The organism is Sulfitobacter sp. 15WGC, from assembly GCF_005068605.1.
GTDB classification, from domain to species: Bacteria; Pseudomonadota; Alphaproteobacteria; order Rhodobacterales; family Rhodobacteraceae; genus Sulfitobacter; species Sulfitobacter faviae.
In genome coordinates, this window is record NZ_SZNL01000006.1 from 121,765 (window position 1) to 145,839 (window position 24,075).

General features: G+C 63.2%; 19 protein-coding genes. 11 read left to right on the forward strand and 8 right to left on the reverse strand.

Features of this window, described 5'->3' with window-relative positions:
* Positions 1-47 precede the first annotated feature (47 nt).
* Positions 48-2,303, forward strand: a complete 2,256-nt coding sequence (locus FCK22_RS07010; protein WP_067264061.1) for a PAS domain-containing sensor histidine kinase — start codon at positions 48-50, stop codon at positions 2,301-2,303.
* Positions 2,296-3,708, forward strand: coding sequence for a sigma-54 dependent transcriptional regulator (locus FCK22_RS07015; RefSeq protein WP_067264063.1), 1,413 nt, complete (start codon positions 2,296-2,298; stop codon positions 3,706-3,708). Before FCK22_RS07010 ends, FCK22_RS07015 begins: the two co-directional genes overlap by 8 nt.
* Before the next feature lie 43 nt (positions 3,709-3,751).
* Here the strand turns inward: FCK22_RS07015 and FCK22_RS07020 are convergent, their stop codons facing one another.
* Positions 3,752-4,246, reverse strand: a complete 495-nt coding sequence (locus FCK22_RS07020; RefSeq protein ID WP_136720312.1) for a hypothetical protein — start codon at positions 4,244-4,246, stop codon at positions 3,752-3,754.
* A 126-nt stretch (positions 4,247-4,372) separates the two neighbouring features.
* Between FCK22_RS07020 and trkA the strand changes: the two genes are divergently transcribed.
* The 5 genes from trkA (at position 4,373) to FCK22_RS07045 (ending at position 9,480) form a co-directional block, all read left to right on the forward strand.
* Positions 4,373-5,749, forward strand: a complete 1,377-nt coding sequence (gene trkA / locus FCK22_RS07025; protein ID WP_067264064.1) for a Trk system potassium transporter TrkA — start codon at positions 4,373-4,375, stop codon at positions 5,747-5,749.
* Entirely contained in the window at positions 5,700-7,316 is a 1,617-nt protein-coding gene (locus FCK22_RS07030) for a potassium transporter TrkG (RefSeq protein ID WP_247738100.1), read from the forward strand. The genes trkA and FCK22_RS07030 overlap by 50 nt, the downstream gene beginning before the upstream one ends.
* Positions 7,317-7,446: 130 nt before the next feature.
* Positions 7,447-7,686 carry an RNA chaperone Hfq gene (hfq, locus tag FCK22_RS07035; RefSeq protein WP_007119530.1) on the forward strand — a complete coding sequence of 80 codons (240 nt, stop codon included), beginning with the start codon at positions 7,447-7,449 and terminating at the stop codon, positions 7,684-7,686.
* On the forward strand, positions 7,683-8,981 hold the full coding sequence (gene hflX, locus FCK22_RS07040) for a GTPase HflX (RefSeq protein WP_067267205.1): 1,299 nt from the start codon (positions 7,683-7,685) through the stop codon (positions 8,979-8,981). The genes hfq and hflX overlap by 4 nt, the downstream gene beginning before the upstream one ends.
* A gap of 97 nt (positions 8,982-9,078) precedes the next feature.
* Positions 9,079-9,480, forward strand: coding sequence for a DUF2177 family protein (locus FCK22_RS07045; protein ID WP_067267203.1), 402 nt, complete (start codon positions 9,079-9,081; stop codon positions 9,478-9,480).
* Here FCK22_RS07045 and FCK22_RS07050 read toward each other — a convergent pair.
* Both FCK22_RS07050 and FCK22_RS07055 read right to left on the reverse strand, forming a co-directional pair.
* Positions 9,477-10,043: a pseudouridine synthase gene (locus tag FCK22_RS07050; RefSeq protein ID WP_067267202.1), complete on the reverse strand. Its 567-nt coding sequence runs from the start codon at positions 10,041-10,043 to the stop codon at positions 9,477-9,479. The two genes, FCK22_RS07045 and FCK22_RS07050, sit on opposite strands and share 4 nt — an antisense overlap.
* Positions 10,040-12,508, reverse strand: coding sequence for a penicillin acylase family protein (locus FCK22_RS07055; protein WP_067267200.1), 2,469 nt, complete (start codon positions 12,506-12,508; stop codon positions 10,040-10,042). Before FCK22_RS07055 ends, FCK22_RS07050 begins: the two co-directional genes overlap by 4 nt.
* Before the next feature lie 96 nt (positions 12,509-12,604).
* On the opposite strand from FCK22_RS07055, the gene FCK22_RS07060 reads away from it, so the two are divergent.
* Positions 12,605-13,477, forward strand: a complete 873-nt coding sequence (locus FCK22_RS07060; RefSeq protein ID WP_136720313.1) for an NAD(P)-dependent oxidoreductase — start codon at positions 12,605-12,607, stop codon at positions 13,475-13,477.
* 88 nt (positions 13,478-13,565) lie between these two features.
* On the opposite strand, the gene FCK22_RS07065 is transcribed toward FCK22_RS07060, so the two are convergent.
* Both FCK22_RS07065 and hemB read right to left on the reverse strand, forming a co-directional pair.
* A complete protein-coding gene (locus FCK22_RS07065) occupies positions 13,566-14,132 on the reverse strand; it encodes a YSC84-related protein (RefSeq protein ID WP_067262066.1) in 567 nt (188 codons plus the stop codon).
* Between the two features lie 126 nt (positions 14,133-14,258).
* Positions 14,259-15,263: a porphobilinogen synthase gene (hemB, locus tag FCK22_RS07070; protein ID WP_067262065.1), complete on the reverse strand. Its 1,005-nt coding sequence runs from the start codon at positions 15,261-15,263 to the stop codon at positions 14,259-14,261.
* 119 nt (positions 15,264-15,382) lie between these two features.
* On the opposite strand from hemB, the gene FCK22_RS07075 reads away from it, so the two are divergent.
* Together FCK22_RS07075 and mfd are read left to right on the forward strand one after the other, a co-directional pair.
* Positions 15,383-15,910: a component of SufBCD complex gene (locus FCK22_RS07075; RefSeq protein ID WP_136720314.1), complete on the forward strand. Its 528-nt coding sequence runs from the start codon at positions 15,383-15,385 to the stop codon at positions 15,908-15,910.
* 31 nt (positions 15,911-15,941) lie between these two features.
* Positions 15,942-19,412 (forward strand): transcription-repair coupling factor, encoded by a 3,471-nt coding sequence (gene mfd, locus FCK22_RS07080; RefSeq protein ID WP_067262063.1) that lies wholly within the window; start codon positions 15,942-15,944, stop codon positions 19,410-19,412.
* Between the two features lie 19 nt (positions 19,413-19,431).
* On the opposite strand, the gene FCK22_RS07085 is transcribed toward mfd, so the two are convergent.
* Together FCK22_RS07085 and FCK22_RS07090 are read right to left on the reverse strand one after the other, a co-directional pair.
* A complete protein-coding gene (locus FCK22_RS07085; protein ID WP_197470820.1) occupies positions 19,432-20,637 on the reverse strand; it encodes a multidrug effflux MFS transporter in 1,206 nt (401 codons plus the stop codon).
* Between the two features lie 148 nt (positions 20,638-20,785).
* Positions 20,786-21,430, reverse strand: coding sequence for a DsbA family oxidoreductase (locus tag FCK22_RS07090; protein WP_067262073.1), 645 nt, complete (start codon positions 21,428-21,430; stop codon positions 20,786-20,788).
* A 102-nt stretch (positions 21,431-21,532) separates the two neighbouring features.
* Between FCK22_RS07090 and FCK22_RS07095 the strand changes: the two genes are divergently transcribed.
* Positions 21,533-22,156, forward strand: coding sequence for an XRE family transcriptional regulator (locus tag FCK22_RS07095; protein WP_067262060.1), 624 nt, complete (start codon positions 21,533-21,535; stop codon positions 22,154-22,156).
* Here the strand turns inward: FCK22_RS07095 and FCK22_RS07100 are convergent.
* Positions 22,145-23,875 carry an extracellular solute-binding protein gene (locus tag FCK22_RS07100; protein WP_067262058.1) on the reverse strand — a complete coding sequence of 577 codons (1,731 nt, stop codon included), beginning with the start codon at positions 23,873-23,875 and terminating at the stop codon, positions 22,145-22,147. The two genes, FCK22_RS07095 and FCK22_RS07100, sit on opposite strands and share 12 nt — an antisense overlap.
* Between the last annotated feature and the right edge of the window lie 200 nt (positions 23,876-24,075).

Consider the following 24,075-nt stretch of genomic DNA (forward strand, 5'->3'; position numbering starts at 1 on the left):
CATAATATGGCGGTTGATGCAGCGATGCATCACAACATCGGTGAGGTATGCGGGTGGCAACCCGGTCACGCAGGTTCAAGCTCGAGCGGTTGGGGCGTCTCAGGCGGGTCAAGCGGCTGCGCAATTGGTCCACCTTCGGGCTGGTGGTGCTGGGGCCGGTCTTGGCGCTGGCGACGTATCTGGCGCTCGGGCCGCTAGGGCAGGGGGCGGATACGCTCAACCTGCGGCTCATTCTCTTGTCCGACCTCGTCTATGTGCTGCTGGTGGCGGCGCTGGTGCTGATCCAAGTCGGGCGGCTGATCTCGGCACGGCGCGCCAAATCGGCGGGGTCGCGGTTGCACCTGCGGCTGACGGGGGTCTTTGCGCTGATGGCGCTGATCCCGACGGTCACGGTGGCGATTTTCGCGGGGCTCACGGTGAATGTCGGGCTCGAAGGCTGGTTTTCCGACCGGGTCAGCGGCGTGGTCGGCTCGTCTCTGGCAGCGGCGGAGGCTTACGAGGCCGAGCAGCGCGAGGCGCTGATCTTGGACGCGCAGACCCTTGCCCGCAGCATCGACAGCGCCCGCGCACAGGGCATCAACCTGAGCGACAGTGAGCTTTTGGGCGAGGGCCAGCGGCAAATCCAACGGGGCCTGCGCGAAGCCTTTCTGATCGACAGCACCGCGCAGATCCGGGCGCGGGGGGATCGGTCCTATCTCTTTGATTTTGAGGCCCCCACCGAGGCGCAGCTGGAAACCGCCAGCGAAGAGGGGCTTTTGGTCATCGAGGACTGGCCCAACAATGAATTCCGCGCGCTGGTGCCGATGGACGCCTATGTCGATCGTTTCCTCTATGTCTCCCGCGCGGTAGATGGTGAGATTCTGGCGCTGCTGGATGAAACCAAGGAAACGGTGCGCCTCTACCAACAGCTTGAATCCGAACGCGGGCGGCTGCTGTTTGAATTCGCCCTTGTTTATCTGGGCTTTGCGGTAATCCTCATTTTGGCCGCCGTTTGGCTGGGCCTGTGGTTTGCCGAGCGGCTTTCCGGCCCGGTTGGGCGGCTCACGGGGGCCGCGCAGCAGGTGGGCGCGGGCGATTTGAACGTGCAGGTCCGCGAAGAAGAAGGCGATGACGAGATCGCCATGCTGGGCCGTTACTTCAACCAGATGACCCGGCAGTTGAAGGGCCAGCGCGAGACGCTGTTGGAGAATACCGACCAGATCGAACGCCGCCGCCGCCTCTTCGATTCCGTGCTAAGCTCGGTGACCTCGGGCGTGGTGGGGCTCGATCCCGAGGGGCGCGTGACCTTCGTGAACCGCTCGGCCATGCGGCTGCTGGATTGGTCCGAAGATCAGCAAAGCCTGCCCCTGACCCTTGCGGTGCCGGAGTTCGGGCCGCTGTTCGAAACGGTCAAGGCCGCCTCGGATGAGGTGGCGCAGGCCGAGGTCAAGGTCTCGCGCCAAGGGGCGATGGAGAACCTCTTGGTCCGCATGGCGACCCGCCGGTCCAAGGATGGCGATCTTGAGGGCTATGTGGTGGCCTTTGACGATGTGACCGATCTGGTGTCGGCGCAGCGTATGGCCGCATGGGGTGATGTGGCCCGCCGCATCGCGCATGAGATCAAGAACCCGCTGACGCCCATCCAGCTGAGTGCCGAGCGCATTCGCCGCAAGTTCGGCCCCAAGATGGCCGAAGGCGATGACGACGCGCTGGAGCAGATGACCGGCGTGATCATTCGCCAGACAGGTGACCTGCGGCGAATCGTCGACGAGTTCTCGAAATTCGCGCGGATGCCCGAGCCGGAAACCAGCCGTCAGGACATCCGGCAGTTGCTGCGCGACGCGGTGCTGCTTCAGCAAAGCCGGCAGGAAGAGGTGGCGATCAAACTCGACCTGCCCGCAGAGCCGGTGATGGCCAATATCGACGGCACGATGATTTCGCAGGCGCTGACCAATCTGATCAAGAACGCAGGCGAAGCCATTGAAAGCCTGAAGAAAGAAGGCGCGCCTGAAGGGCATGCACCGCAGATCCGCGTGACGCTCACGCCCGAGAACCGGCTCTTGCGGCTGACCATCGCCGACAATGGCATTGGCCTGCCCGAAGACCGCGCCCGGCTGTTCGAGCCCTATGTGACCACGCGCAGCGAAGGCACGGGGCTGGGCCTGCCGATAGTCAAAAAGATTATCGAGGAACACGGCGGCAGCCTGACGCTCGAAACCGCGCCCGCATTTGACGGGCAAGACCATCACGGTGCCATGGCAGTCATTTCGCTGCCCTTGGCCATCGACGCAACGACAGACCAAGGGGATAAGGCAGATGAGTGACATTCTGATTGTAGACGACGAACGCGACATCCGTGAGTTGATCTCGGATATCCTTGAGGATGAAGGTTTCGCCACGCGCTTGGCCAGCAATTCGGATGAGACGATGGCCGAAATCAACACCGAGGCACCGGCCCTGATCATCCTCGACATCTGGTTGAAAGACAGCCGCATGGACGGGATCGACATCCTCAAGACGGTCAAACGCGACAACCCGGATGTGCCGGTGGTGATCATTTCGGGCCATGGCAATATCGAGATTGCCGTGGCAGCGATCAAACAGGGCGCTTACGATTTTATCGAAAAGCCGTTCAACATCGATCAGTTGCTGGTGGTGATCCGCCGCGCGATGGAAACCTCGCGCCTGCGCCGGGAGAACCAGAACCTCAAGCGCCGCGATGTGGCAACCTCCGAGATGATCGGCACCTCCGCCCCCTATCGGGCTTTGCTGGGCCAGCTTGACAAGGTGACCAAATCCAATGGCCGCGTGATGCTGACTGGCCCCGCCGGATCGGGCAAGGAAGTGGCTGCCCGCTATATCCACGCCCATTCCGCCCGCGCCGCCGCACCCTTTGTCACCGTCAACTGCGCCGGGGTGGCGCCCGACCGGATGGAAGAGGTGCTCTTTGGTCGCGAGACGCCTGATCGCGGGGTCGAGCCGGGGTTGCTAGAGCAAGCCCACGGCGGGGTGATCTATTTCGATGAGGTCGCCGACATGCCGCTTGGCACCCAGTCCAAAATCCTGCGGGTGCTGGTCGATCAACAGTTCACCCGCGTTGGCGGGACCGACAAGGTCCGCGTCGATCTGCGGGTGATTTCCTCAACGAACCGCGATCTGGATCAGGCGATCAAGGCAGATACCTTCCGGCAGGAACTCTATCACCGTCTCAACGTCGTGCCGATCGCCGTGCCCTCGCTTGAAGAGCGCCGCGAGGATATCCCGCTGCTGGCCGAACATTTCATCGCCGAATTCAACGCCTCTCAAGGGCTGCCGCAGCGTGCGTTGACCGAAGACGCCGTGGCGCTCATGCAGACGATGGTTTGGCCCGGCAACGTGCGCCAGCTCAAAAACCTTGTCGAACGGGTGCTGATCCTTGGCGACGGCACCGGCCCGATCGAAGCGCGGGAACTGCCGGGCGAAGAAGAGAATGGCGGCGATGAGGGGCGCGTGGTGCTCTCAGGCGCCTTGGCGACGTTGCCGCTGCGCGAAGCGCGCGAGGCGTTCGAGCGGGAATATCTGCTGACCCAGATCAACCGTTTCGGCGGCAACATCAGCCGCACCGCGAATTTCGTGGGGATGGAGCGCAGCGCCCTGCACCGCAAGCTGAAATCGCTTGGCGTGGTAACCTCGGCCAAAGCGGGCGTGCGTGTGGCCCATGTGGACGAGGAAGTCGAAGCGGCGGGGTAAGCGCCGCCGGTCGCGCGCGCGGGCTGCCCCGCGCGCGCGTGCGTCACCCTTGCGTGACGATCTGGAACGACCCATCGCTGTTGCGGATCACGCAGGATTTGGGGTTGAGCGCGGGCAGCGTGGTCGTCGCGCGTGTCGGTGCGGCGCGGGCCACATTGCGGGGGCAGGCGGGGATCGACACGGGCGCGAAACCTTTGTCGGCCATACATTGCGCCTCGACCCGGTTGCGCAGGTCTTCGTTCGGGTCAAAGGTCACCAATTCCCCGGGCACGTAAAAACCGCCCCGCGTGGTGCAATTGTTGTCGGCATCGCAGTGGCGCCGCGCGGGTATATAGCGTGGCGGTTCGCGGCGGATCTGCGTCGAGATTGGCACATCGCGCAGGGCCTGAACCTCGCAAGCGGTGGTGGCGCGGTTGACCTGCGCGACACTCGCGCCCGGTTTGTAATAGGTGTTGAGCGGCGCACAGGCCGCCGCCGCCAAGCCGACAAAGGTCAAGGCGAAAGCGGCGCGGGAGGGGCGAGGGGATATCGGTTTCATGGCCCCATCATGCCGCCGTTGCGGGGCAAAGACAATTGATTTGACCCTTGCCAACCCATCTGTCATGCCCTCTAACCGACCCAAGACAACCCTCACACGATCTTTGCTCAGGGTAAGGAAGCCTTCATGAAAATCATCATTTGCGGCGCAGGGCAGGTGGGTTGGCAGATTGCCCGTCACCTCAGCGGAGAGCGCAACGATGTGACCGTGGTCGACAGCAATGCCGAATTGATCCGCCGCGCCACCGATACGCTGGATGTGCAGGGCATCGCCGGTTTCGCGAGCTACCCTGACGTGCTGGACCGTGCAGGCGCGCGCGACGCCGAGATGATCATCGCCGCGACCCATTCCGATGAGGTCAATATGGTGACCTGTCAGGTGGCGCATTCGGTCTTTGGCATCAACCGCAAGATCGCGCGGCTGCGCAGCCAATCCTATCTCGATGCGATCTACTCCGACCTCTACCGCCGCGATCACATGCCGATCGACGTGGTGATCTCGCCCGAGAAGGAGGTCGCCACCGCAGCGCTCCAGCGGCTCAGTGCACCCGCCGCTTTCGACACCGAGATTTTCATGGAGGGGCAGGCGCAGCTTCTGGGGATTTCGATCGACAGTGATTGTCCTGTGGTGAACACACCGTTGCGGCAGCTGACCGATCTCTTCTCGACCCTGCGCGCCGTGGTCGTGGGCGTGCGCCGCGACGGCACGCTTTTCGCGCCCGAGGCGAAGGACCAGCTTTTCGTCGGAGATGATTGCTATGTCTTTTCGCATCACGACGACATCGCCCGCACGATGGAGATTTTCGGCAAGCAAACCACCAAGCAAGAGCGTGTCGTGCTCGTGGGCGGCGGCAATGTCGGCCTGACCGTGGCGCAGCATCTGGAAAGCGGGCCTCTGCGCGTGCGCACCAAGATGATCGAGAAGAACCGCAAATGCGCCGAGCGTGCCGCCGAAGGGTTGGAACGGACAATCGTGCTCAATGGCGACGGGCTGGATGCGGCGCTGCTGGCCGAGGCGGGCATCAGCCGCGCCGATGCGATGCTGGCGGTGACCGACGACGATAAGACCAACATGCTGTCATGCGTCCGCGCCAAAGCCGAGGGCTGCCCCTATGTGATCGCGCTGATCAACGATCCCACGCTGGTGCCGCTGATGACCCACCTTGGAATCGACGCCTATATCAACCCGCGCGCCACGACCGTAAGTTCGATCCTGCGTCACATCCGCCATGGCAGGGTGCGGGCGGTCTATTCCATCGGCGATGCCGAGGCCGAGGTGATTGAGGCCGAAGTGCTGTCGACCTCGCCCCTTGCAGGTAAGAAAGTCTCGGAAATCGACTTCCCCGAAGGCGTTTTGATCGGCATGCTGCGCAAAGAAGGCAAGGTCATTCGCCCCTTAGGCAGCACGCGGATCGACGAAGGCGATGTGGTCGCCCTCTTTGCTCTGGCCGAGGATGTGCCGCGGGTCGAACAGCTTTTGCAGGTCTCGATCGACTTTTTCTAAGCGCAGGAGCGCCTTTGTGACGCAACCGACCCGCATAGGCCCGACCGGCATCCGCCGGGAGATCGTGCAGCTGCCGCTGTTCTTGCAATTGTTCGGCGTCTCCGCCCTGTCGATGATCCTGCCGTCGATCCACGGGCTGGTGATGAACGATCATTTGGCCAGCCGGGCCTTTCTCTATGCGGGGCTTCTGGGGCTTGTGGCCTTCACGCTGATCGCCATCGCCCATGCCGGGCGCAAACCTTTGGACGGGGCGCTTGGGCCACTTTTGTCGCTGCTTTCGGCCTTTGTGTTGCTGCCGGTCTTCTTTGCGGTGCCTTTTCTTGAGGCGCTGCCGACGACGCGTTTCGTGAATGTCTATTTCGAGATGGTCAGCGCCCTGACCACCACCGGGGCCACCATGTTCAACCCCGAACGGCTGAGTGACACGCTGCATCTGTGGCGCGCGCAGGTCGGCTGGATGGGCGGGCTGCTGATGTGGGTCACGGCCTCAGCCATTCTGGCCCCGCTGCATTTGGGGGGCTTTGAGGTCACGGCGCAGGCTGAGCCGGGGCGGCCTGATGACCGGATCAACACGCGGATGGGCCGCATCACCCCGCGCCAACGGCTGCTGCGCACCACCCAAGCGTTGCTGCCGATCTACTTCGGGCTGACACTGCTGCTGTGGCTTTTGCTCGTCATCGGTGGGGAGACGGCCTTGGTGGCGCTTTGCCATGCCATGTCGGTCATGGCGACCTCGGGCATTTCGCCCATCGGCGGCGTGGCCGAGGCGCAGGTCGGCGTGACGGGCGAGGCGGTGATGATGCTCTTCATGCTCTTCGCCCTGTCGCGGCTGACCTTTTCCAAGGATACCGTCACCGCCACCCAAGGCGGGCTGATGACCGACCCTGAGTTTCGCATCGGGCTTTTGGTGGTGATCGGCGTGCCGCTGCTGCTGTTCGCGCGCCATTGGATCGGCGCTTTTGAGGTCGAGGTTGAGGTCGACGGCACCCGCGCCTTGCACGCGCTTTGGGGCGGGCTCTTCACGGTGCTCTCCTTCCTGTCGACCACCGGTTTCGTCTCTGAGCATTGGGCCGATGCGCAGAATTGGTCGGGGCTGCGCACGCCGGGGCTGGTGCTCATGGGGCTTGCGCTGATCGGCGGCGGGGTGGCCACCACGGCGGGCGGGGTGAAGCTGCTGCGGGTCTTCGCCCTTTACCAAAACGGGGTGCGCGAGATGGACCGGCTGGTCTATCCCAATTCCGTCAGCGGGGCGGGGGCGGCCGGGCGGCGTTTGCAAAGCAACGGGGCTTTCATCGCTTGGATCTTCTTCATGCTCTTCGCCATGTCACTGGCTGGGGTGACCCTGCTGCTGACCCTGACCGGCGCCTCCTTCGATGCGGCGGTGGTCATGTCAGTGGCCACGCTGTCCACCACCGGGCCGCTGATCGAACATGCCGCCGACAAGCCCATTCACCTGATCGAACTGGGATTGGCGGCCAAAGTCATCCTTAGCGGTGCCATGGTGCTGGGGCGGCTGGAAACCTTGGCGATTATTGCGCTGATGACCCCGAATTTGTGGCGCGCTTGACACGTTTAGCGCTAGAACCGCCCTAGTCCTCTGATATTGGGGCTGGAAACTCACGCTTTCGCACTCCATACTTGAGGCAATGGGGGGGTCCGGTACGCGGACGCCAGCAAGAACAAAAGGCGATACTACCATGGCGTCAGACAGACAGAACCTTCAGGATGCGTTCCTTAACCACGTTCGCAAGACCAAAGTACCGGTGACAATTTTCCTGATCAATGGCGTCAAATTGCAGGGCGTCATTACATGGTTTGACAACTTCTGCGTTCTGCTGCGCCGCGACGGTCAATCGCAACTTGTGTACAAACACGCGATTTCGACCATCATGCCAAGCCAGCCGATCAGCCTATATGAGGGCGAAGACGCTTCTTGAGCCGTCCAGCATTTCAGATCGACAACAGCGACGGGCCCCGCGTAACGCGCGCTTGGGTGCTGCATCCTGATATCAAGTCCGACAACGACCGGCGCGCGCCCGAGCCCGCGCTGGCCGAAGCCGTGGCACTGGCCGAGGCGCTGCCCGAGTTGCAGGTCGTCGGCTCCGAAGTCGTGCCCCTGCGCACGGTGCATGCGGGTATGCTGTTCGGCAAGGGCAAGATCGAAGAGCTTGAGCAGCGCATGAAGGGGGCAGAGGTCGACCTCGTGCTGGTCGATGGCCCCGTGACCCCGGTGCAGCAGCGCAATCTTGAGAAGGCTTGGGGCGTCAAACTGCTCGACCGGACCGGGCTGATTCTCGAAATTTTCAGCGATCGTGCGGCGACCCGCGAAGGGGTGCTTCAGGTTGAGATGGCCGCGCTGAACTATCAGCGCACGCGGCTTGTCCGGGCATGGACCCACCTTGAGCGGCAGCGCGGCGGTTTGGGTTTTGTCGGCGGTCCGGGTGAGACCCAGATCGAGGCTGACCGCCGTGCCATTGACGACCAATTGGTGCGCCTGCGCCGCCAATTGGAAAAAGTCGTGAAAACCCGCGCCCTGCACCGTGCCGCACGGGCCAAGGTGCCGTTCCCCATCGTCGCGCTGGTGGGCTATACCAACGCCGGGAAATCCACGCTTTTCAACCGTTTGACCGGGGCCGAGGTTATGGCCAAAGACATGCTCTTTGCCACGCTCGACCCGACCATGCGCAGCCTCGTGCTGCCCGATGGGCCTGAGATCATCCTCAGCGACACGGTGGGTTTCATCAGCGATCTGCCCACGGAACTCGTCGCCGCCTTCCGCGCCACGCTGGAAGAGGTTTTGGCCGCCGATATCATCTGCCATGTGCGCGATGTCTCTCATGCCGAGACCGAAGAGCAGGCGCAGAACGTGCGCGATATTCTCGCCTCTCTCGGTGTGCCGAAAGAGACCCGCAGTTTCGAGGTTTGGAACAAGCTGGACCTGCTGCCCGAAGACCGGGCCGAGGCGATGCGCGCCCGTGCCGCGCGCAACGATGATGTGCTGGCGATCTCGGCCATCACGGGCGAAGGGCTGGAGACGCTGCAAGAAACCATCGCCGAGGCGCTGCAAGGTGCCGTGCGCGAGGCTGTGCTGACCCTTGGTTTCGCCGACGGCAAGAAACGCGCCTGGCTGTTCGCGCAGGACGTGGTCGAGGGCGAGCGCCAGACCGACGACGGGTTCGAGATCACCGTGCGCTGGTCCGCGCGGCAAGAGGCTGAATTCCAGCAAATTTGACGGGTTTGCCATGGGCGGTGAAATTTTGCCGCCCCCGGCATCGAATTCCGCGCGTCGCGCCGCATATGGTCCTATGACCAAAAACGGAGCGCGCCACATGACCCTCGTTATCCTTTACCTCTCTACCGTCGTCATCTTCCTCGGGCTGGATTATCTCGGGCTGACCTACCTCATCAAACCTGCGTTCGAGCGTGATATCGGCAACTGGCTGTTGGATGAATTCCGCATGGCCCCGGCGCTGATCTTCTATGCCTTCTTCGTGGCCGTGGTGCTGTGGTTCGTGTCTTGGCCCGCGATGGTGCAGGATCATTCGCTGCTCTGGGTCTTTGGCAATGCGTTGCTGATCGGGGCGATGGGCTATGGCACCTATGAGTTCACCAATTTGGCGACGCTCAAGGATTGGACATGGGCCATGGTCGCGCGCGACTTCACTTGGGGCTCGGTCCTGACCGGGACGGCGACGACGGCGGGTGTGGCGATCACCCGCGCCTTTACCTAACGGCCCGTTTCGGTCGACCAGCGCCATGCGCCGGGTTGCAGCCCGGCCAGCGTCCAGTCGCCCACGCTTTCGCGGATCAGCCGCAGCGTGGGCAGGCCGACATGGGCTGTCATGCGCCGCACTTGCCGGTTGCGCCCCTCGCGGATGGTGATGCGCAGCCAAGCATCGGGGACCGTCTTGCGAAAACGCACCGGCGGGTCGCGCGGCCAAAGCGGATCAGGCGCGTCGATCTGATCCACCTGGGCGGGTTTCGTCAGACCGTCCTTCAGTTCGACACCTTTGCGCAGCGCGTCGAGCGCCGCGGCATCCGGCGTGCCTTCGACCTGCACCAGATAGCTCTTGGGCCGTTTGTATTTGGGATGCGCGATGCGGGCCTGAAGCGGGCCGTGGTCTGTCAGCACCAAAAGCCCTTCGCTGTCGCGGTCGAGCCGCCCTGCGGGATAAAATCCCTTTTCATCGACATAGGCCGAGAGGGTGGGCCGTGTGCTGCCTTCGGTGCCTTTGTCGGTGAATTGCGACAGCACGCCATAGGGTTTGTACAGCAAGATCACGCGGGCGGTCATTGGGCAGGCTCCAATCGGGTCACGCCCACGGCAGCGGCGCGGGCCAGTTCGGCGTCCAGCGACATCGGGATATATTCGCCCCGCCGCCAGAGTTGCGCCATATCATCGTAATGGCGCGACAGGAAATGCCCCGATTGCCCGGTGGAGGTGACAAAGACCGAACTGTCGGGATCGGCAAAATCGTAAACGCCGCGATAGCCCGCGCCGTGCACGTTATAAAACGGGTCTTTGCCGGTGCCGCGTGTCAGCCCGCGTTGCAGGGTGTTGTCCCCGCCCGAGGTCGACTGGCGGATGTTCACGAAGTAGCGCAAAAGCGGCACCTCGCCCAGCACGGGGTGATCATGGGTCGCCTGATGCGCGTCGCCCCAGCGGAGCGATTCAAGCTGCGTGCCCCATGTCTCGTTGATCCACAAAAGCGCATCGTCGAGCGCCAGCCGCGCCATGTCGTGGCAGGTCTCCACCGGCGCGGATTGGCGCACATCGCACCATTTCGCAGCGCCCTGCACATCGCGAAAGGCGCGTTCGATGAAGAGCGGCTGGATATGGGTGAACTCCTCGGCCAGCGGTCCCAATTCATCGCGGATCAGCCGGTCCTGTAGCGCGCGGATCCACGCGGCATAGATCAGCGGCTCGGGCAGGTGTTCGTTCATCTCACCCGACCAACCGGCGAGCAGATCAAGCGCGCGCTGGCGCTGGCGCTCCGGCGTGCCATCGGGGGCGGCCTCTCCGGTGAACCACAGCTCGGCGCCGATGAGCGGCAGCAGCGACCGGGCGGTGGGGCTGACGGTATCAAGCTGCGCTTCGATGAAACTATCGCGGGTGTGCACCTCGCGGTTCTGCATCAGCCGTTGCCAGCGCTGGACCCGCTGCGTGTCGCCCCAGACAAAGGAGACATGGTTGGGGAAGGGGCGGTCGACCGTTTTGTTGTTGGTATTGCCAAGGATGCCGCCTGCGGGGGCGATGAATTCGGGGTTCGCGGTATAGGGCAGCATCCCGTCCCAGCGGTTGGCGGCGATCCAACCGGGGCTGGGCATGCGCCCTTCGCTTTGGTGATTGGCATCGCGGCGCGGCATGGCGCCGATGGTCTTCATCGCGATGGTGTCGCGGTCGACAAGCGTGAGGTTCTGCGCGGGTGCCACATAGTCCGTTGCGGCATTGATCGCCTGCTGCACCGATTTCGCGCGCATCACCTTCATCGCGGCGGCAAGTGAGGTGTCCTCTTCGGTAAAGAGGGTCGAGGCGACAGAGGCCACATGCCCCGGCGGGGTGATGCTGCCAAGGTTGTAGTGGCTGCCGGGCAGCACGGGGCCATTGTCGGTCCAACGCAGGGTGACAGTGATCGGATCGGCATCGGCGATATTGATGATCGACGCGCGTTTGCGGAACTTCTTGAACCCGTCCGGGGTGCGATATTCCTCGGCGTTGTCGGGGTTCAGCTCTTCGATATAGACGTCTTGATCATCGACATAGGCGGTGGTTAGCCCCCAGCCCAGATCGGCGCTGCGGCCCGTAAGCACCACCGGCATCCCCGGAATGGTGCCACCGATCACGCCGCCGGTTTCAAGCTCCAGCCGGGCCAGATACCAGATCGCGGGGGCGGTGAAGCCCAAATGCGGGTCATTGGCCAAAAGCGTGCCCCCTGCGGCAGAGCGCGAGGGCGCGGCGGCCCAAGCGTTGGAAGCCCCGGCGAAGGCCTGCCGTTTGAAGGGTGACAGCGGGTGGCTTTCCATCGGCGCTGCGGCGGCGTGGCGGCGGGTGACCTCGGGGAAAAGGGCGGCATATTCAGGCAGGGCGGCGACCCCGCTGCCCGGCGCTTCGGGCAGGATGTCGCGCAGACGGTCCGGATCGCTCAACTCCAAAGACACGCGCGCGCGCAGCACCTCGGCCTCCAGATGGCCCGACATTTGCAGGCCCATGAGCTTGGTGATCGCGAGTGAATCCGCAGGCCGCCACGGGGCCATGGGCGCATTGAAAAGCCACATCTCGGGCGCACCGCGGCCCAAGGCTTCGGTGTTGATCTGGTCGAGACGCGCGTTGATCCCCGCGGAATAAGCCTCAAGCGCCGCTTCGGTTTCGGGGTCGAGCTTATCCGCCGCCGCCACGGCAAGGCGGTAGATGTCATAGCGCCGCATCAGCTTGTCGGTGGTGATGGTGGCGGTGCCGAAGACCTCGGACAGACGCCCCTGCGCGGTGCGGCGCAGGGTGATCAATTGCCACAGCCGGTCTTGGGCATGCGCGAAGCCGAGGCCGAAAAAGACATCCTCATCGCTCTGCCCGAAGATATGCGGCACGTTGGCATTGTCGCGCACGATCTCGACCGGGGCGCTGACGCCCGCGACCTCGACCGTATCATCATAGTCGGGCAGGGACCGCGCGGCGAACCAATAGACCAGCACCAAAACCACGACGCTCAGCGCGACGAGAAACACCGCCAATCGGATAAGCCAGCGAAACATCAATGCCATCGGGGGATCCTCGACTGGCGCGCAGATTGACCGGAGCGCGCAGGGTGGTAGGTGTAATGACAGGGAATAACGCAACTGAATGACAAGGAAAAGCACATGGCAAAGCTCGCGTTTTTGGGACTGGGGGTCATGGGGGCTCCGATGGCGGGGCATCTGCAAAAGGCGGGCCACGATGTGACCGTCTACAACCGCACCGAAGCCAAGGCCGACGACTGGGTGAAAACCTATGGCGGCGCTATGGCCAAGACACCGCGTGCGGCGGCAAAGGATGCGGACTTCGTGATCGCCTGCGTCGGCAATGACGATGATCTGCGCTCGGTCTGTTTGGGGGACGACGGGGCCTTTGGCGGCATGACGGCGGGGGCGATCTTTGTTGATCACACCACCGTTTCGGCGGCTGTGACTCGTGAGCTTTATGCCGCCGCCGATGACGCGCAGGTGAGCTTTGTCGACGCGCCGATCTCAGGTGGTCAGGCAGGCGCGGAAAACGGCCAATTGTCGATCATGTGCGGCGGCGACGAAGGCGCTTTTGACCGGGCGCTGCCGATCATGGAGGTCTACGCGAAAATTTGCCGCCGCATTGGGGAAAGCGGCGCAGGTCAGATGACCAAGATGTGCAACCAGATCGCCATCGCGGGGCTGGTGCAGGGCCTGTCCGAGGCGCTGCATTTCGCCGAGAAGGCGGGGCTTGATGGCCGCGCCGTGGTCGAGGTGATCAGCCAAGGCGCGGCAGGTTCATGGCAGATGGAAAACCGCTATGAGACCATGCTCGACGACAAGTTTGATCACGGCTTTGCTGTGGATTGGATGCGCAAGGATTTGGGCATCTGTCTCGATGCGGCGGATGAGACGGGGGCGAGCCTGCCGGTGACCGCGCTGGTCGATCAGTTCTACAAAGACGTGCAGAAGATGGGCGGCGGGCGTTGGGATACGTCGAGCCTGTTCAAACGGTTGCAGAACCTCGGCTAACCCGCAATGGGCAGCTTTGCCCATTGCCCCAAACAAAAAACGCCCGGCCTAAAGCCGGGCGTGTGCTTTCAGCAGACGCGGATGCCCATTAGGGAATGATCCGCGTGTATTTCGTGCCTTCCAGCGTCGCGCCGATGCGCAGGCCCGCGCGGCCAAAGACGGCGGCCAGCACCGGGGCCATGACGGTGGTGGTATCCGCACTGACGCTGTCGCCCTTGTCCGAGATCACATATTCCAGACCGGCCCCCGCCGCCCAACCGGGCGAGCTGCGGAATTCGCGCAGGGCGGGTTCGGTCATGAAGAACAGCACATGCGCATATTGCTGCGCGCCGATCTGCAAGCCGCCCGAGGCTTTGGTCACCGAATAATAGTCCACCGTCACGTCGTTGACGCGCAGCGCGCCGCGCCCGTAGGCACCGCCAAAGCCGAGGCCCGCTTCGGTCACCAGCGGCATGACCAACATGCCATTGGCCTTTTCGGCCAATTGCCGGGTGTTGGGATAGCCGCGGTACATCTCGGCCAATGTCGCGTCCACGCGCGCGTCGATCATCGCGCTGCCGCGTCCGCCCACGCCATTGCCGCAGGCCGCGGTCGCGCCGAGCGCCGAGAGGGCGCCCAATGTCACGAAGCGCCGGTTATATGTCTGTTTGGTCATCTTATCTGCCTGTATATTCAAGATCGGTTGCCTGCTGCCGGTTTTCCCGACTTATGCGCAAGATTACGCATAATCCTGCGGCTTGTCATGTTGATTGGCCCCTTTGCGCAGATTTACGCCCTTAGGTCACGCGCTTTTGAGCAAAAGCCGGGCGACATCGGGGGCGAAATAGGTCAGCACGCCGTCGCAACCCGCGCGTTTAAAGGCCAGAAGGCTCTCCATCATCGCGCGTTCGCCGTCGATCCAACCTTGGTCCGCCGCGCCCTTGATCATGCTGTATTCGCCTGAGACCTGATAGGCGAAGGTCGGCGCGCCGAAGGCGTCTTTTACCCGGCGACAGATATCAAGGTAGGGCATTCCCGGTTTCACCATGACCATATCCGCGCCTTCCGAGAGGTCACGCGCCACAAGCCGCAGCGCCTCGTCACTATTGGCCGGATCCATCTGATAGGTCTTTTTGTCGCCGGTCAGGGCCGCAGAGGCGCCAACCGCGTCGCGGAAGGGGCCGTAGAAAGCGCTGGCGTATTTGGCGGCGTAGCTCAGGATCATCACATCTTGATGCCCGGCCTCTTCGAGGGCTGCGCGGATCGCGCCGATGCGCCCGTCCATCATATCCGAAGGCCCGATGATATCCGCCCCTGCTTCGGCTTGGGCCAGCGCCATCTTGACCAGCGCCTCGACCGTGCGGTCGTTCACGATGATGCCGTCTTCGACGAAACCGTCATGGCCGTTGATGTTATAGGTATCGAGCGCCACATCGGTCATCACCACCATCTCCGGCACCGCCTTTTTGATCGCGGCAATGGCGCGGTTGGTGGCGTTCTGCGGATCCCATGCGCGGGCGCAGTCTTCGGTTCGGTCCTCGGGCCCGGTATAGGGAAAGACGCAGACCGTGCCGATGCCCAGGTCCGCCGCCGCGCGCACCGCCGGGACCAGCGTGTCGACCGACCGGCGCATGACACCGGGCATGGAGGGGATCGGCTCTTCCACGCCTTGGCCATCGCGCACGAAAACCGGCCAGATCAGATCGCCCAGTTGCAGGTCATTCTCGCGCACCAACGCGCGGATACCGGCATTGGCACGGGTGCGGCGCAGGCGTGTGGCGGGGAAGGGGGCGTGGACGGGTTGCATCAATTATACCTCAGAATGGCTTGGCACGGGCTTGCCATGTATTTTTGAACGCCTCAACCCTATGAATTGTTGCGCCGGACCGCTAAGAGATCCGAACTCAATATTCGGACGAGCACGCCTTGGACTGGTATCAAACCCTTTTCGAAATGATCGACATGCGCTCTTTCTCGAACCTTTGGTTCTGGATCGCGCTGGCTGTGATGTGGTCGACGGCAAGTCACTGGGTGCTGGGCGTGCCCTTCGACATGGTCCTGCGCGCCCGCCGCTATGGCGGAGAGGCCGAGGCCGATTTGGAAGACATCGTGCGGATCAACGTGAACCGGATGCTCTATATCTCGCAGGTCTCGGGGCTGTGGCTCTTGGGGCTGGGGTTCTTCGCGCTGACCTCTCTGGTGCTCTTGGGGTTCGTCTATGGCATCGAATTCGCTCAAGCCCTGCTGCTCTTGGGCTTTCCCATGTCGCTGGTGGGGCTTTTAAGCCTGTCGACCGCCCGGCTCATTCGCATCGAAGGGTCAACCGGCGAGGTGCTGCGGCGGCGATTGATGCGGCACCGGCTTTACACCCAGATCATCGGCATGGTCTCGATCTTCGTGACCGCGCTTTGGGGAATGTATCAAAATCTAAGCATCGGCCCGCTGGCGGGTTGACAGCCCCCCTCCGAGGGCCAATTGAGACCCGATGAACGATCCGCGCAATATCACCCTCTCCGGCGTTCCCGAAGGCTATGATGCCCGCGCCATCCTCGATGAAATCGCCAAGGGCGGCCAGCCGGTGGTCCATGTGGCGCGCGATGACAAGCGCATGGCGGCGATGCAGGCTGCCTTGCGGTTCTACGCCCCCGACATGCCGGTCGTCACCTTCCCGGGGTGGGATTGCCTGCCCTATGACCGGGTGTCACCCAACGCCGATATCTCGGCCCGGCGGATGGCGACGCTGGCGGCGCTGGTGCATGGGATGCCCGATCAGTTCGTCTTGCTGACGACCTTGAACGCGGCCAGCCAACGCATCCCCGCCCGCGACACCCTGCGCGACGCGGCCTTTGCCGCCCGCGTGGGCAGCCGGATCGACGAAAAGGCGCTGCGCGCGTTTCTGGTGCGCATGGGCTTTGTGCAAAGCCCCACGGTGATGGAGCCGGGCGATTACGCGGTGCGCGGCGGGATCATCGACATTTACCCGCCCGGCGATCTTGGCCCGGTGCGGCTCGATCTCTTCGGCGATGTGCTGGATGGCGCGCGGCGGTTTGATCCAGCGACGCAGCGGACGACCGAAAAGCTCGATCTGGTGGAACTCGCCCCGGTGAGCGAGGTCATCCTCGACGAGGCCGCGATCACCCGGTTCCGGCAGAACTACCGTATCGAATTCGGCGCCGCGGGCACCGACGATCCGCTTTACGAGGCGATCAGCGCGGGCCGCAAACATCAGGGCGCGGAGCATTGGCTCGCGTTTTTCCACGATGATCTGGAAACGCTTTTCGACTATCTGCCCAAGGCGACGGTCACTCTGGACGATCAACTGACCCCGATGCGGATTGCGCGGTGGGAAACCATCGAAGACCAGTATGAGACCCGCAAACTGGCGATGAAGACGCGCTCGAAGATGGACAGCGTGTACAAACCCGCCCCGCCGGAGGGGCTATACCTGACCGATGAGGCTTGGACCCAAGCGTTGCTGGATCATCGGGTGATCCAGTTCAACCCGCTGCCGCAGCCCACGGGGCCGGGGGTGCTGGATGCAGGCGCGCGGCTCGGGCGCAATTTCGCCCCTGAGCGACAGCAGGAATCCGTTAGTCTTTTCGGTGCTTTGGCCGCGCATATTAAAGCAAAGCTTGAGGTTGGGCCGGTGCTGATCGCCAGCTACTCCGAAGGCGCGCGGGAGCGCCTGACCGGGCTGATCGAAGACGAAGGTCTGGCCGAGGCGATCCCGGTGATGGATGCCACCCGCATCGGAAAGCGCGGGCTGCATCTGGCGGTTTGGGCGCTGGAGCACGGCTTCGAGGCGCCGGGGATGACGGTGATCTCAGAACAGGACGTGCTGGGCGACCGTCTGATCCGTGCGCCGAAACGCAAGCGCCGGGCCGAGAACTTTCTGACCGAGGCGCAAAGCCTCAGCCCCGGCGATCTGGTGGTTCATGTCGACCACGGCATCGGGCGCTATCACGGGATGGAGGTGGTCACCGCCGCAGGCGCCGCGCATGAGTGCCTCGTGCTGGAATATGCCGAACAGTCAAAGCTTTACCTGCCGGTGGAGAATATTGAACTGCTGTCGCGCTACGGGCATGAGGAAGGGCTTTTGGATAAGCTCGGCGGTGGTGCATGGCAGTCTAAAAAGGCCAAGCTCAAAGAGCGCATTCGCGAGATGGCGGACAAGCTCATCCGCATCGCCGCCGAACGCAGCCTGCGCAAAGCGCCCGTGCTCGACCCGCCGCCGGGCATGTGGGATGCCTTCTCGGCCCGTTTCCCTTACACGGAAACCGACGACCAGCTCCGCGCCATCGGTGATGTGATCGAAGATCTGACCTCCGGCAACCCGATGGACCGTCTGGTCTGCGGCGATGTGGGTTTCGGCAAGACCGAGGTGGCGATGCGCGCGGCTTTCGTCGCGGCCATGTCGGGCGTGCAGGTCGCGGTGATCGCGCCGACGACCCTGCTCGCGCGGCAGCACTACAAGAGCTTCGCGGAACGCTTCCGCGGCTTCCCGATCAACGTGCGGCAACTCAGCCGTTTCGTCTCGGCCAAGGAGGCGGCGGCGACGCGTGAGGGGATGGCCAAGGGCACGGTCGATATCGTCATCGGCACCCATGCGCTGCTGGCAAAGGGTATTCGTTTCAACGACCTAGGCTTGTTGATTATCGATGAAGAACAACACTTTGGCGTCACCCATAAGGAGCGGTTGAAGGCGCTGCGCACGGATATCCACGTGCTGACCCTGACCGCCACGCCGATCCCGCGCACCTTGCAACTGTCGCTCACCGGCGTGCGCGATCTGTCGATCATCGGCACGCCGCCCGTGGACCGCTTGTCGATCCGCACCTATGTCAGCGAGTTCGACGCGGTGACCATCCGCGAGGCGCTCTTGCGCGAGCATTACCGCGGCGGGCAGAGCTTCTACGTTGTGCCGCGCGTCAGCGACCTGCGCGAGATCGAGGAGTTCCTGAAGGCACAACTGCCCGAGCTTTCTTACGTCGTCGCCCACGGCCAGATGGCGCCGGGGGAGCTCGACGACCGAATGAACGCTTTCTACGACGGCAAGTTCGACATTCTGTTGGCCACGACCATCGTGGAATCCGGCCTCGACATTCCCACCGCCAACACGATGATCGTCCACCGCGCGGATATGTTCGGGCTGGCGCAGCTCTACCAGATCCGGGGTCGGGTGGGGCGTTCGAAAACGCGCGCCTATGCCTATCTCACGACCAAGCCCCGCGCCAAGCTGACCGACACGGCGCAGAAACGCCTGCGGGTGCTGGGCAGCCTCGACACGCTCGGCGCGGGCTTCACGCTGGCGTCCCAAGACCTCGACATTCGCGGCGCGGGCAACCTGCTGGGCGAAGAACAGTCCGGCCAGATGCGCGACGTGGGTTTCGAGCTTTACCAGTCCATGCTGGAAGAGGCGATTGCCAAGATCAAAGCGGGCGAGCTGGAGGGGCTGTCGGAGGCCGACGAGCAATGGGCGCCGCAGATCAACCTTGGCGTGCCGGTGCTGATCCCCGAAGACTATGTGCCCGACCTCGACGTGCGGCTCGGCCTCTATCGCCGCCTCAGCGAGCTATCGACCAAGGTTGAGCTGGAAGGCTTCGCCGCCGAGCTGATCGACCGTTTCGGCAAGCTGCCGAAAGAGGTCAACACGCTGATGCTGGTGGTGCGGATCAAGGCGATGTGCAAACGCGCCGGGATCGCCAAGCTCGACGGCGGGCCGAAGGGGGCGACGATCCAGTTCCACAACGACAAATTCGCCTCGCCCGAGGGGTTGGTGAAGTTCATCCAAGACCAGCGCGGGCTGGCGAAGGTGAAGGACAACAAGATCGTCGTGCGCCGGGATTGGAAGACGGATGCCGATAAGATCAAAGGCGCCTTTGCCATCGCACGCGACTTGGCCGAACATGTGATCGCCAAGGAAAAGACTGCGAAAAAGGCCAAGGCGAAGGGCTAAGCCCTTCGAAAGGCGGCGGTTATTCCGCCGCCGCTGGCTGCCGGTTCTCCACCCGCCCCATGTAGAGCATCAGCGCATAGGCCGCGATTGCCATCAGTAGCATGGCCAGCGCCAGCGGCTTGGTGGTGCCGTCGAACATCAACCCCACCGGGGAGGCGATCAGCGCCGCCAGCACGGTGGAAATTGCCCCCACGACCGAAGCCGCCATGCCTGCGATATGGCCCATCGGCTCCATCGCGATGGCGTTGAGGTTGCCCAATGTCAGCCCCGCCTGGAAGAACAGGCAGGTCTGGAAGAACACGAAGGCGGCGAAACCATAAGGGTCGGGCAGGGCACCGAGGTTGAGGAAATACATGGCCCCCGACAGCAGGATTTGGACGCCCAAGGCGATGGTCACCAGCCGCCGCATGCCGTAGCGGACGACCAAAAGCGCGTTGATCAGGCTGGCGCTGGCCGCCACCACGGCGATGCCGCCGAACCACAGCGGGAAGCTTTCGCCGCGGCCATAGACGGTGTCATAGATCGGCTGCACCAGCATCAGCATCGAAAAGAGCATCGCCATGGCAAGCGACTGCACGAGGATCGACAGGCGCACCGTGGGGTGGCCCACCAACTCGCGCACCGCGCCAATGATCAGCCGTGCGCGCAGCGGACGGCGGTCTTCGGGGGCGAGGGTTTCGGGCAGGCGCAGGGCCATCCAGATGACCGAAATGAGCGAGAAGGCCATGAAGGCCATGAAGATCGCGCGCCAGCCCGCCGTGAGGATGATCCCCGCGCCCAGCATCGGGGCCAAGGCGGGCACCAGCGCGAAGACCATCATCACCACCGACATGATCCGCGCCATCTCGCGCCCCGCATAGAGGTCACGAATGATCGCCACGGCCACCACACGCGGGCCAGAGGCGCCAAGCCCTTGGAAGATGCGTGCCACCAGCATGATTTCGAGAGAGTTGCTCATCCAAGCGACGAAGGCCGAAAGACAATAGAGCGCCGCCCCGCCGAAGACCACATTGCGGCGGCCGAATGCATCCGACAGCGCGCCGCTAAAGAATGTGCCCAGCCCCATGCCCAGCACGAAGGCTGTCAGGATCAGCGGGGCGCGGTGGGCCATCTCGGGCGAGAGTTCCGCCGCGATCTCGGGCAGGGCTGGCAGCATCGCGTCGATGGAAAAGGCGATGGTGGCGATCATCATCGCGATAAGGCCGACGAATTCGATCCGCCCCATGGAGAATTTTGGATTTTCGGTGGTCACGAAGGCGCACTCCGGCGATTGTCCCGAACGGCGGATCCGTTTGGGCAGGATTCAGGGAATAACTTGTGGTTGCGCTCTCGATAGTCGAGAACGCTTAACTTGGCAATGATTGCCGCCCTGTTTAGTCTTGCTGATTGGTCAGATCGGCAATGACCTGCGCCCATAGCTCGGGCGGCTGCGCGCCGGGCACGGCATGGGTGTTGGCAACGATGAAGGTCGGCACCGAGTTCACGCCCATCTTGCGGCTATGGGCATCACGGTCGCGGATGTCCTGCGCATCGACATCGGATTTCAGCAGGCGGGTGACCACGGCGGCGTCCATCTCGATACTGTCAGCGATATCGGCCAACACTTCGGCGTCACCGATATCGCGGGCATCGACGAAATAGGCTTTGAAAAGGGCAGAGACGGCTGCGGTCTGGCGGCCTTCGATCCCGGCCCAGTGGATCAGACGGTGCGCATCGAGCGTGTTGGGCGTGCGCTGCATGGCCTCGAAGTTGATCTTCAGCCCGGCCTTCTCGGCATGTTCCACGACCGGTGCATAGGCGCGCACGGCGCCTTCCTTGCCGCCGAACTTGCGTTCAAGATAGCTGCGCCGGTCCATGCCTTCGCGCGGCATCTCGGGGTTGAGCTGGAACGGGTGCCATTCGATGGCAAAAGGGTGGTCGGGATGGTCCTGCAAAGCGCGGTCGAGATGCGCCTTGCCGATATAGCACCACGGGCAGATCGGGTCTGACATGATATCGAGTTTGATCGCTTCGGCCATGATGCGCCCCATCTATTGCTGCGCAATGGGCATAGCGGGCCGGGGCCGGTATCGCAAGCGGGCAGCGTTGCAAGCGCCCCGAGGCGCGGCTATAGCAAGCCCATGACAGATACGCCGCCCCGTTCCCTGATCCAGATCGCCCGCGAAAGCGGCGCGAGCGAGACCGCCCCGCCGGTCGACCTTGGTGCAAGGGTGCGCGAGCTGCGCAAGGCGCGCAATTGGACGCTGGAACAGGCCGCGCGGCAGGCGGGGCTGGCGCGCTCGACCTTGAGCAAGATCGAGAACGGGTTGATGTCGCCCACCTATGACGCGCTGAAAAAGCTCGCCGTGGGGCTAGAGATCACCGTGCCGCAGCTTTTCACCCCGCCCGCGGGGGAGAAGATCACCGGCCGCATGGCCGTGACCCGCGCCGAGGAAGGTGCGCCCAAGGCCACCGGCACCTATGAGCATGTCCTGCTGGCCGACGCGCTGCGCAAGAAGCAGATGCTGCCCTACCGCGCCCGCATCCGCGCCCGCCGGATGGAGGAGTTCGACGGCTGGGTGCGCCATGACGGGGAGGAGTTCCTCTATGTGCTGACCGGCATGGTGCGGCTCTTCACCGAGTTTTACGAACCCGTCGACATGCGCCGGGGCGATAGCGCCTATTACGACGCTACCATGGGGCATAACGTTGTCTCGCTCAGCGATGAGGATGCGACGATCCTCTGGGTGACCTCACTGGTCTGACCCCTCCGCCGGTTGCCACCACCAGACCTCGGGCATGAAGTTCGGCCCATCGCCGTAAAGCGGGATGGTCTCGGGGTAGGCCATGCGCGCGTCATGGGCGATCAGCCCTTCGTCGAACTGCCAAAAGGGGATGACATAGCGCCCCGCCGTCAGGATACGGTCAAGCGCGCGGGTCGCGGCGACGAAATCCGCCGTTTCGCGGGCCTGCAACATCCTGTCGATCATGGCATCCACCGCCGGAGAGCGCACGCCCATGAGGTTGCGCGTGCCGGGCAGATCGGCGGCCTCCGACCCCCAGTAGAAACGCTGCTCCGTACCGGGGCTGAGCGACAGCGCACGGCGGAAGGTCGTCATGTCGAAATCATAGCTGTTCTGCCGTGCAACGAATTGCGCATCATCTACGGTTTCGATCTCGGCAGTGATGCCAAGTCGCTTGAGGGCCTGCGTGTAAAGCTCTGCAATCGCTATGTTTTCACGGCTTCCCTTGGACAGCAGAATGGTGAAGGTCAGCGGCGTGCCGTCGCCCCGGCGCATGACGCCGCCTTCGGCCTCGTAACCTGCGGCATTCAGCTGCTGCATCGCGGCGCGGATGCCCGCGCGGTTGCGGGCAGAGCCGTCACCCACCGGCAGCTGATAGCCATCCACCGTGCCGGGCGGCAGCGTGTCGGCGTAATCGGCCAGCAGATCGAAAACCCGCCCCGACGCCGGACCGTCGCGCATGGCAAGGTCTGAGTTCGAGAAATAAGAGGTGATCCGGGGCAGGGTGCCGCCGGTCAACGTCTCGTTAATATACTCGAAGTTGAAGGCCGAAATCAGCGCGTCGCGCACCCGCCAATCGTCGAAAGGCGCGCGGCGGGCGTTCATGACAAAACCGGTCATGCCCGACGGTTTGCTATGCGGGAAGGTCGATTTCACCACCTCGCCGCGGGTGATCGCGGGGAAGTCGTATTGCGTGGCCCAAGTCTCGGCGTTGAATTCGCGCACGGCTGAGATTTGACCGGCCTTGAAGGCTTCGAAGAGCACATTGGCATCGCCGTAAAAGTCGATCTTCACCTCATCGTAGTTATGCGTGCCTTGGCGAAAGGGCACCTCTGCGCCCCAGTAATCTGGGTTGCGAGTCAGCGTGACATGGCGGCCCGCCTGATAGTCGGTGATGGTATAGGGGCCACTGCCCAAGGGGATTTCAGACAGGGGGGCATTGGCAAAGTCCTGCCCCGCCCATTGCGCCTTGCTCAGGATGGGGCGCATCCCGGCGAGCAGGGCAAGCTCGCGGTTGTCGCTGCTGAAAGTCATCCGCAGGCTGCGCGGGCCGGTCTGTTCGATGCTGTCGATCTGCTGGCGCAGCCCGTGGTAGCGGGGGTGGCCTTCGGTGCCGAGCAGATCGAAAGAAAAGATCACATCCTCGACGGTGACGGGCGTGCCATCGGAAAACTGCGCCTCCTCGCGCAGGGTGAATTCCACCCAAGAGCGGTCCTCAGGCACCTCGATCGTCTCGGCCAGCAGGCCGTAAAGCGCGAAGGGTTCATCCCAGGACCGCCCCATCAAGGTCTCATGGGTGAAATGCGGCAATTGCCAAGGCGCGGTGCCCTTGCGGACGAAGGGGTTGAGGCTGTCGAATCCCCCGGTATTGCCCAGAACGATCTCACCCCCCTTGGGGGCTTCGGGGTTCACGTAAGGGAGGGCGTCAAAATCGGCCGGCAGAGCAGGGTCGCCATACATAGCGATTCCATGTTGCGGGGCAGCCGATGCCGCTCCCGAGAGCAGAATCAGTGAAGAAAGGGCCGCAACGCCCCGTGCTTTCGAGAAAAATTCCCGGCTCATTTTTGAAACAATCACGATCTGCCCTTATTTTGTTGGAGTTATTCCATACCCGCGGATTCTCGCCTTATCAAACTTTTAGCTTGGATTGTGAGCGTGAA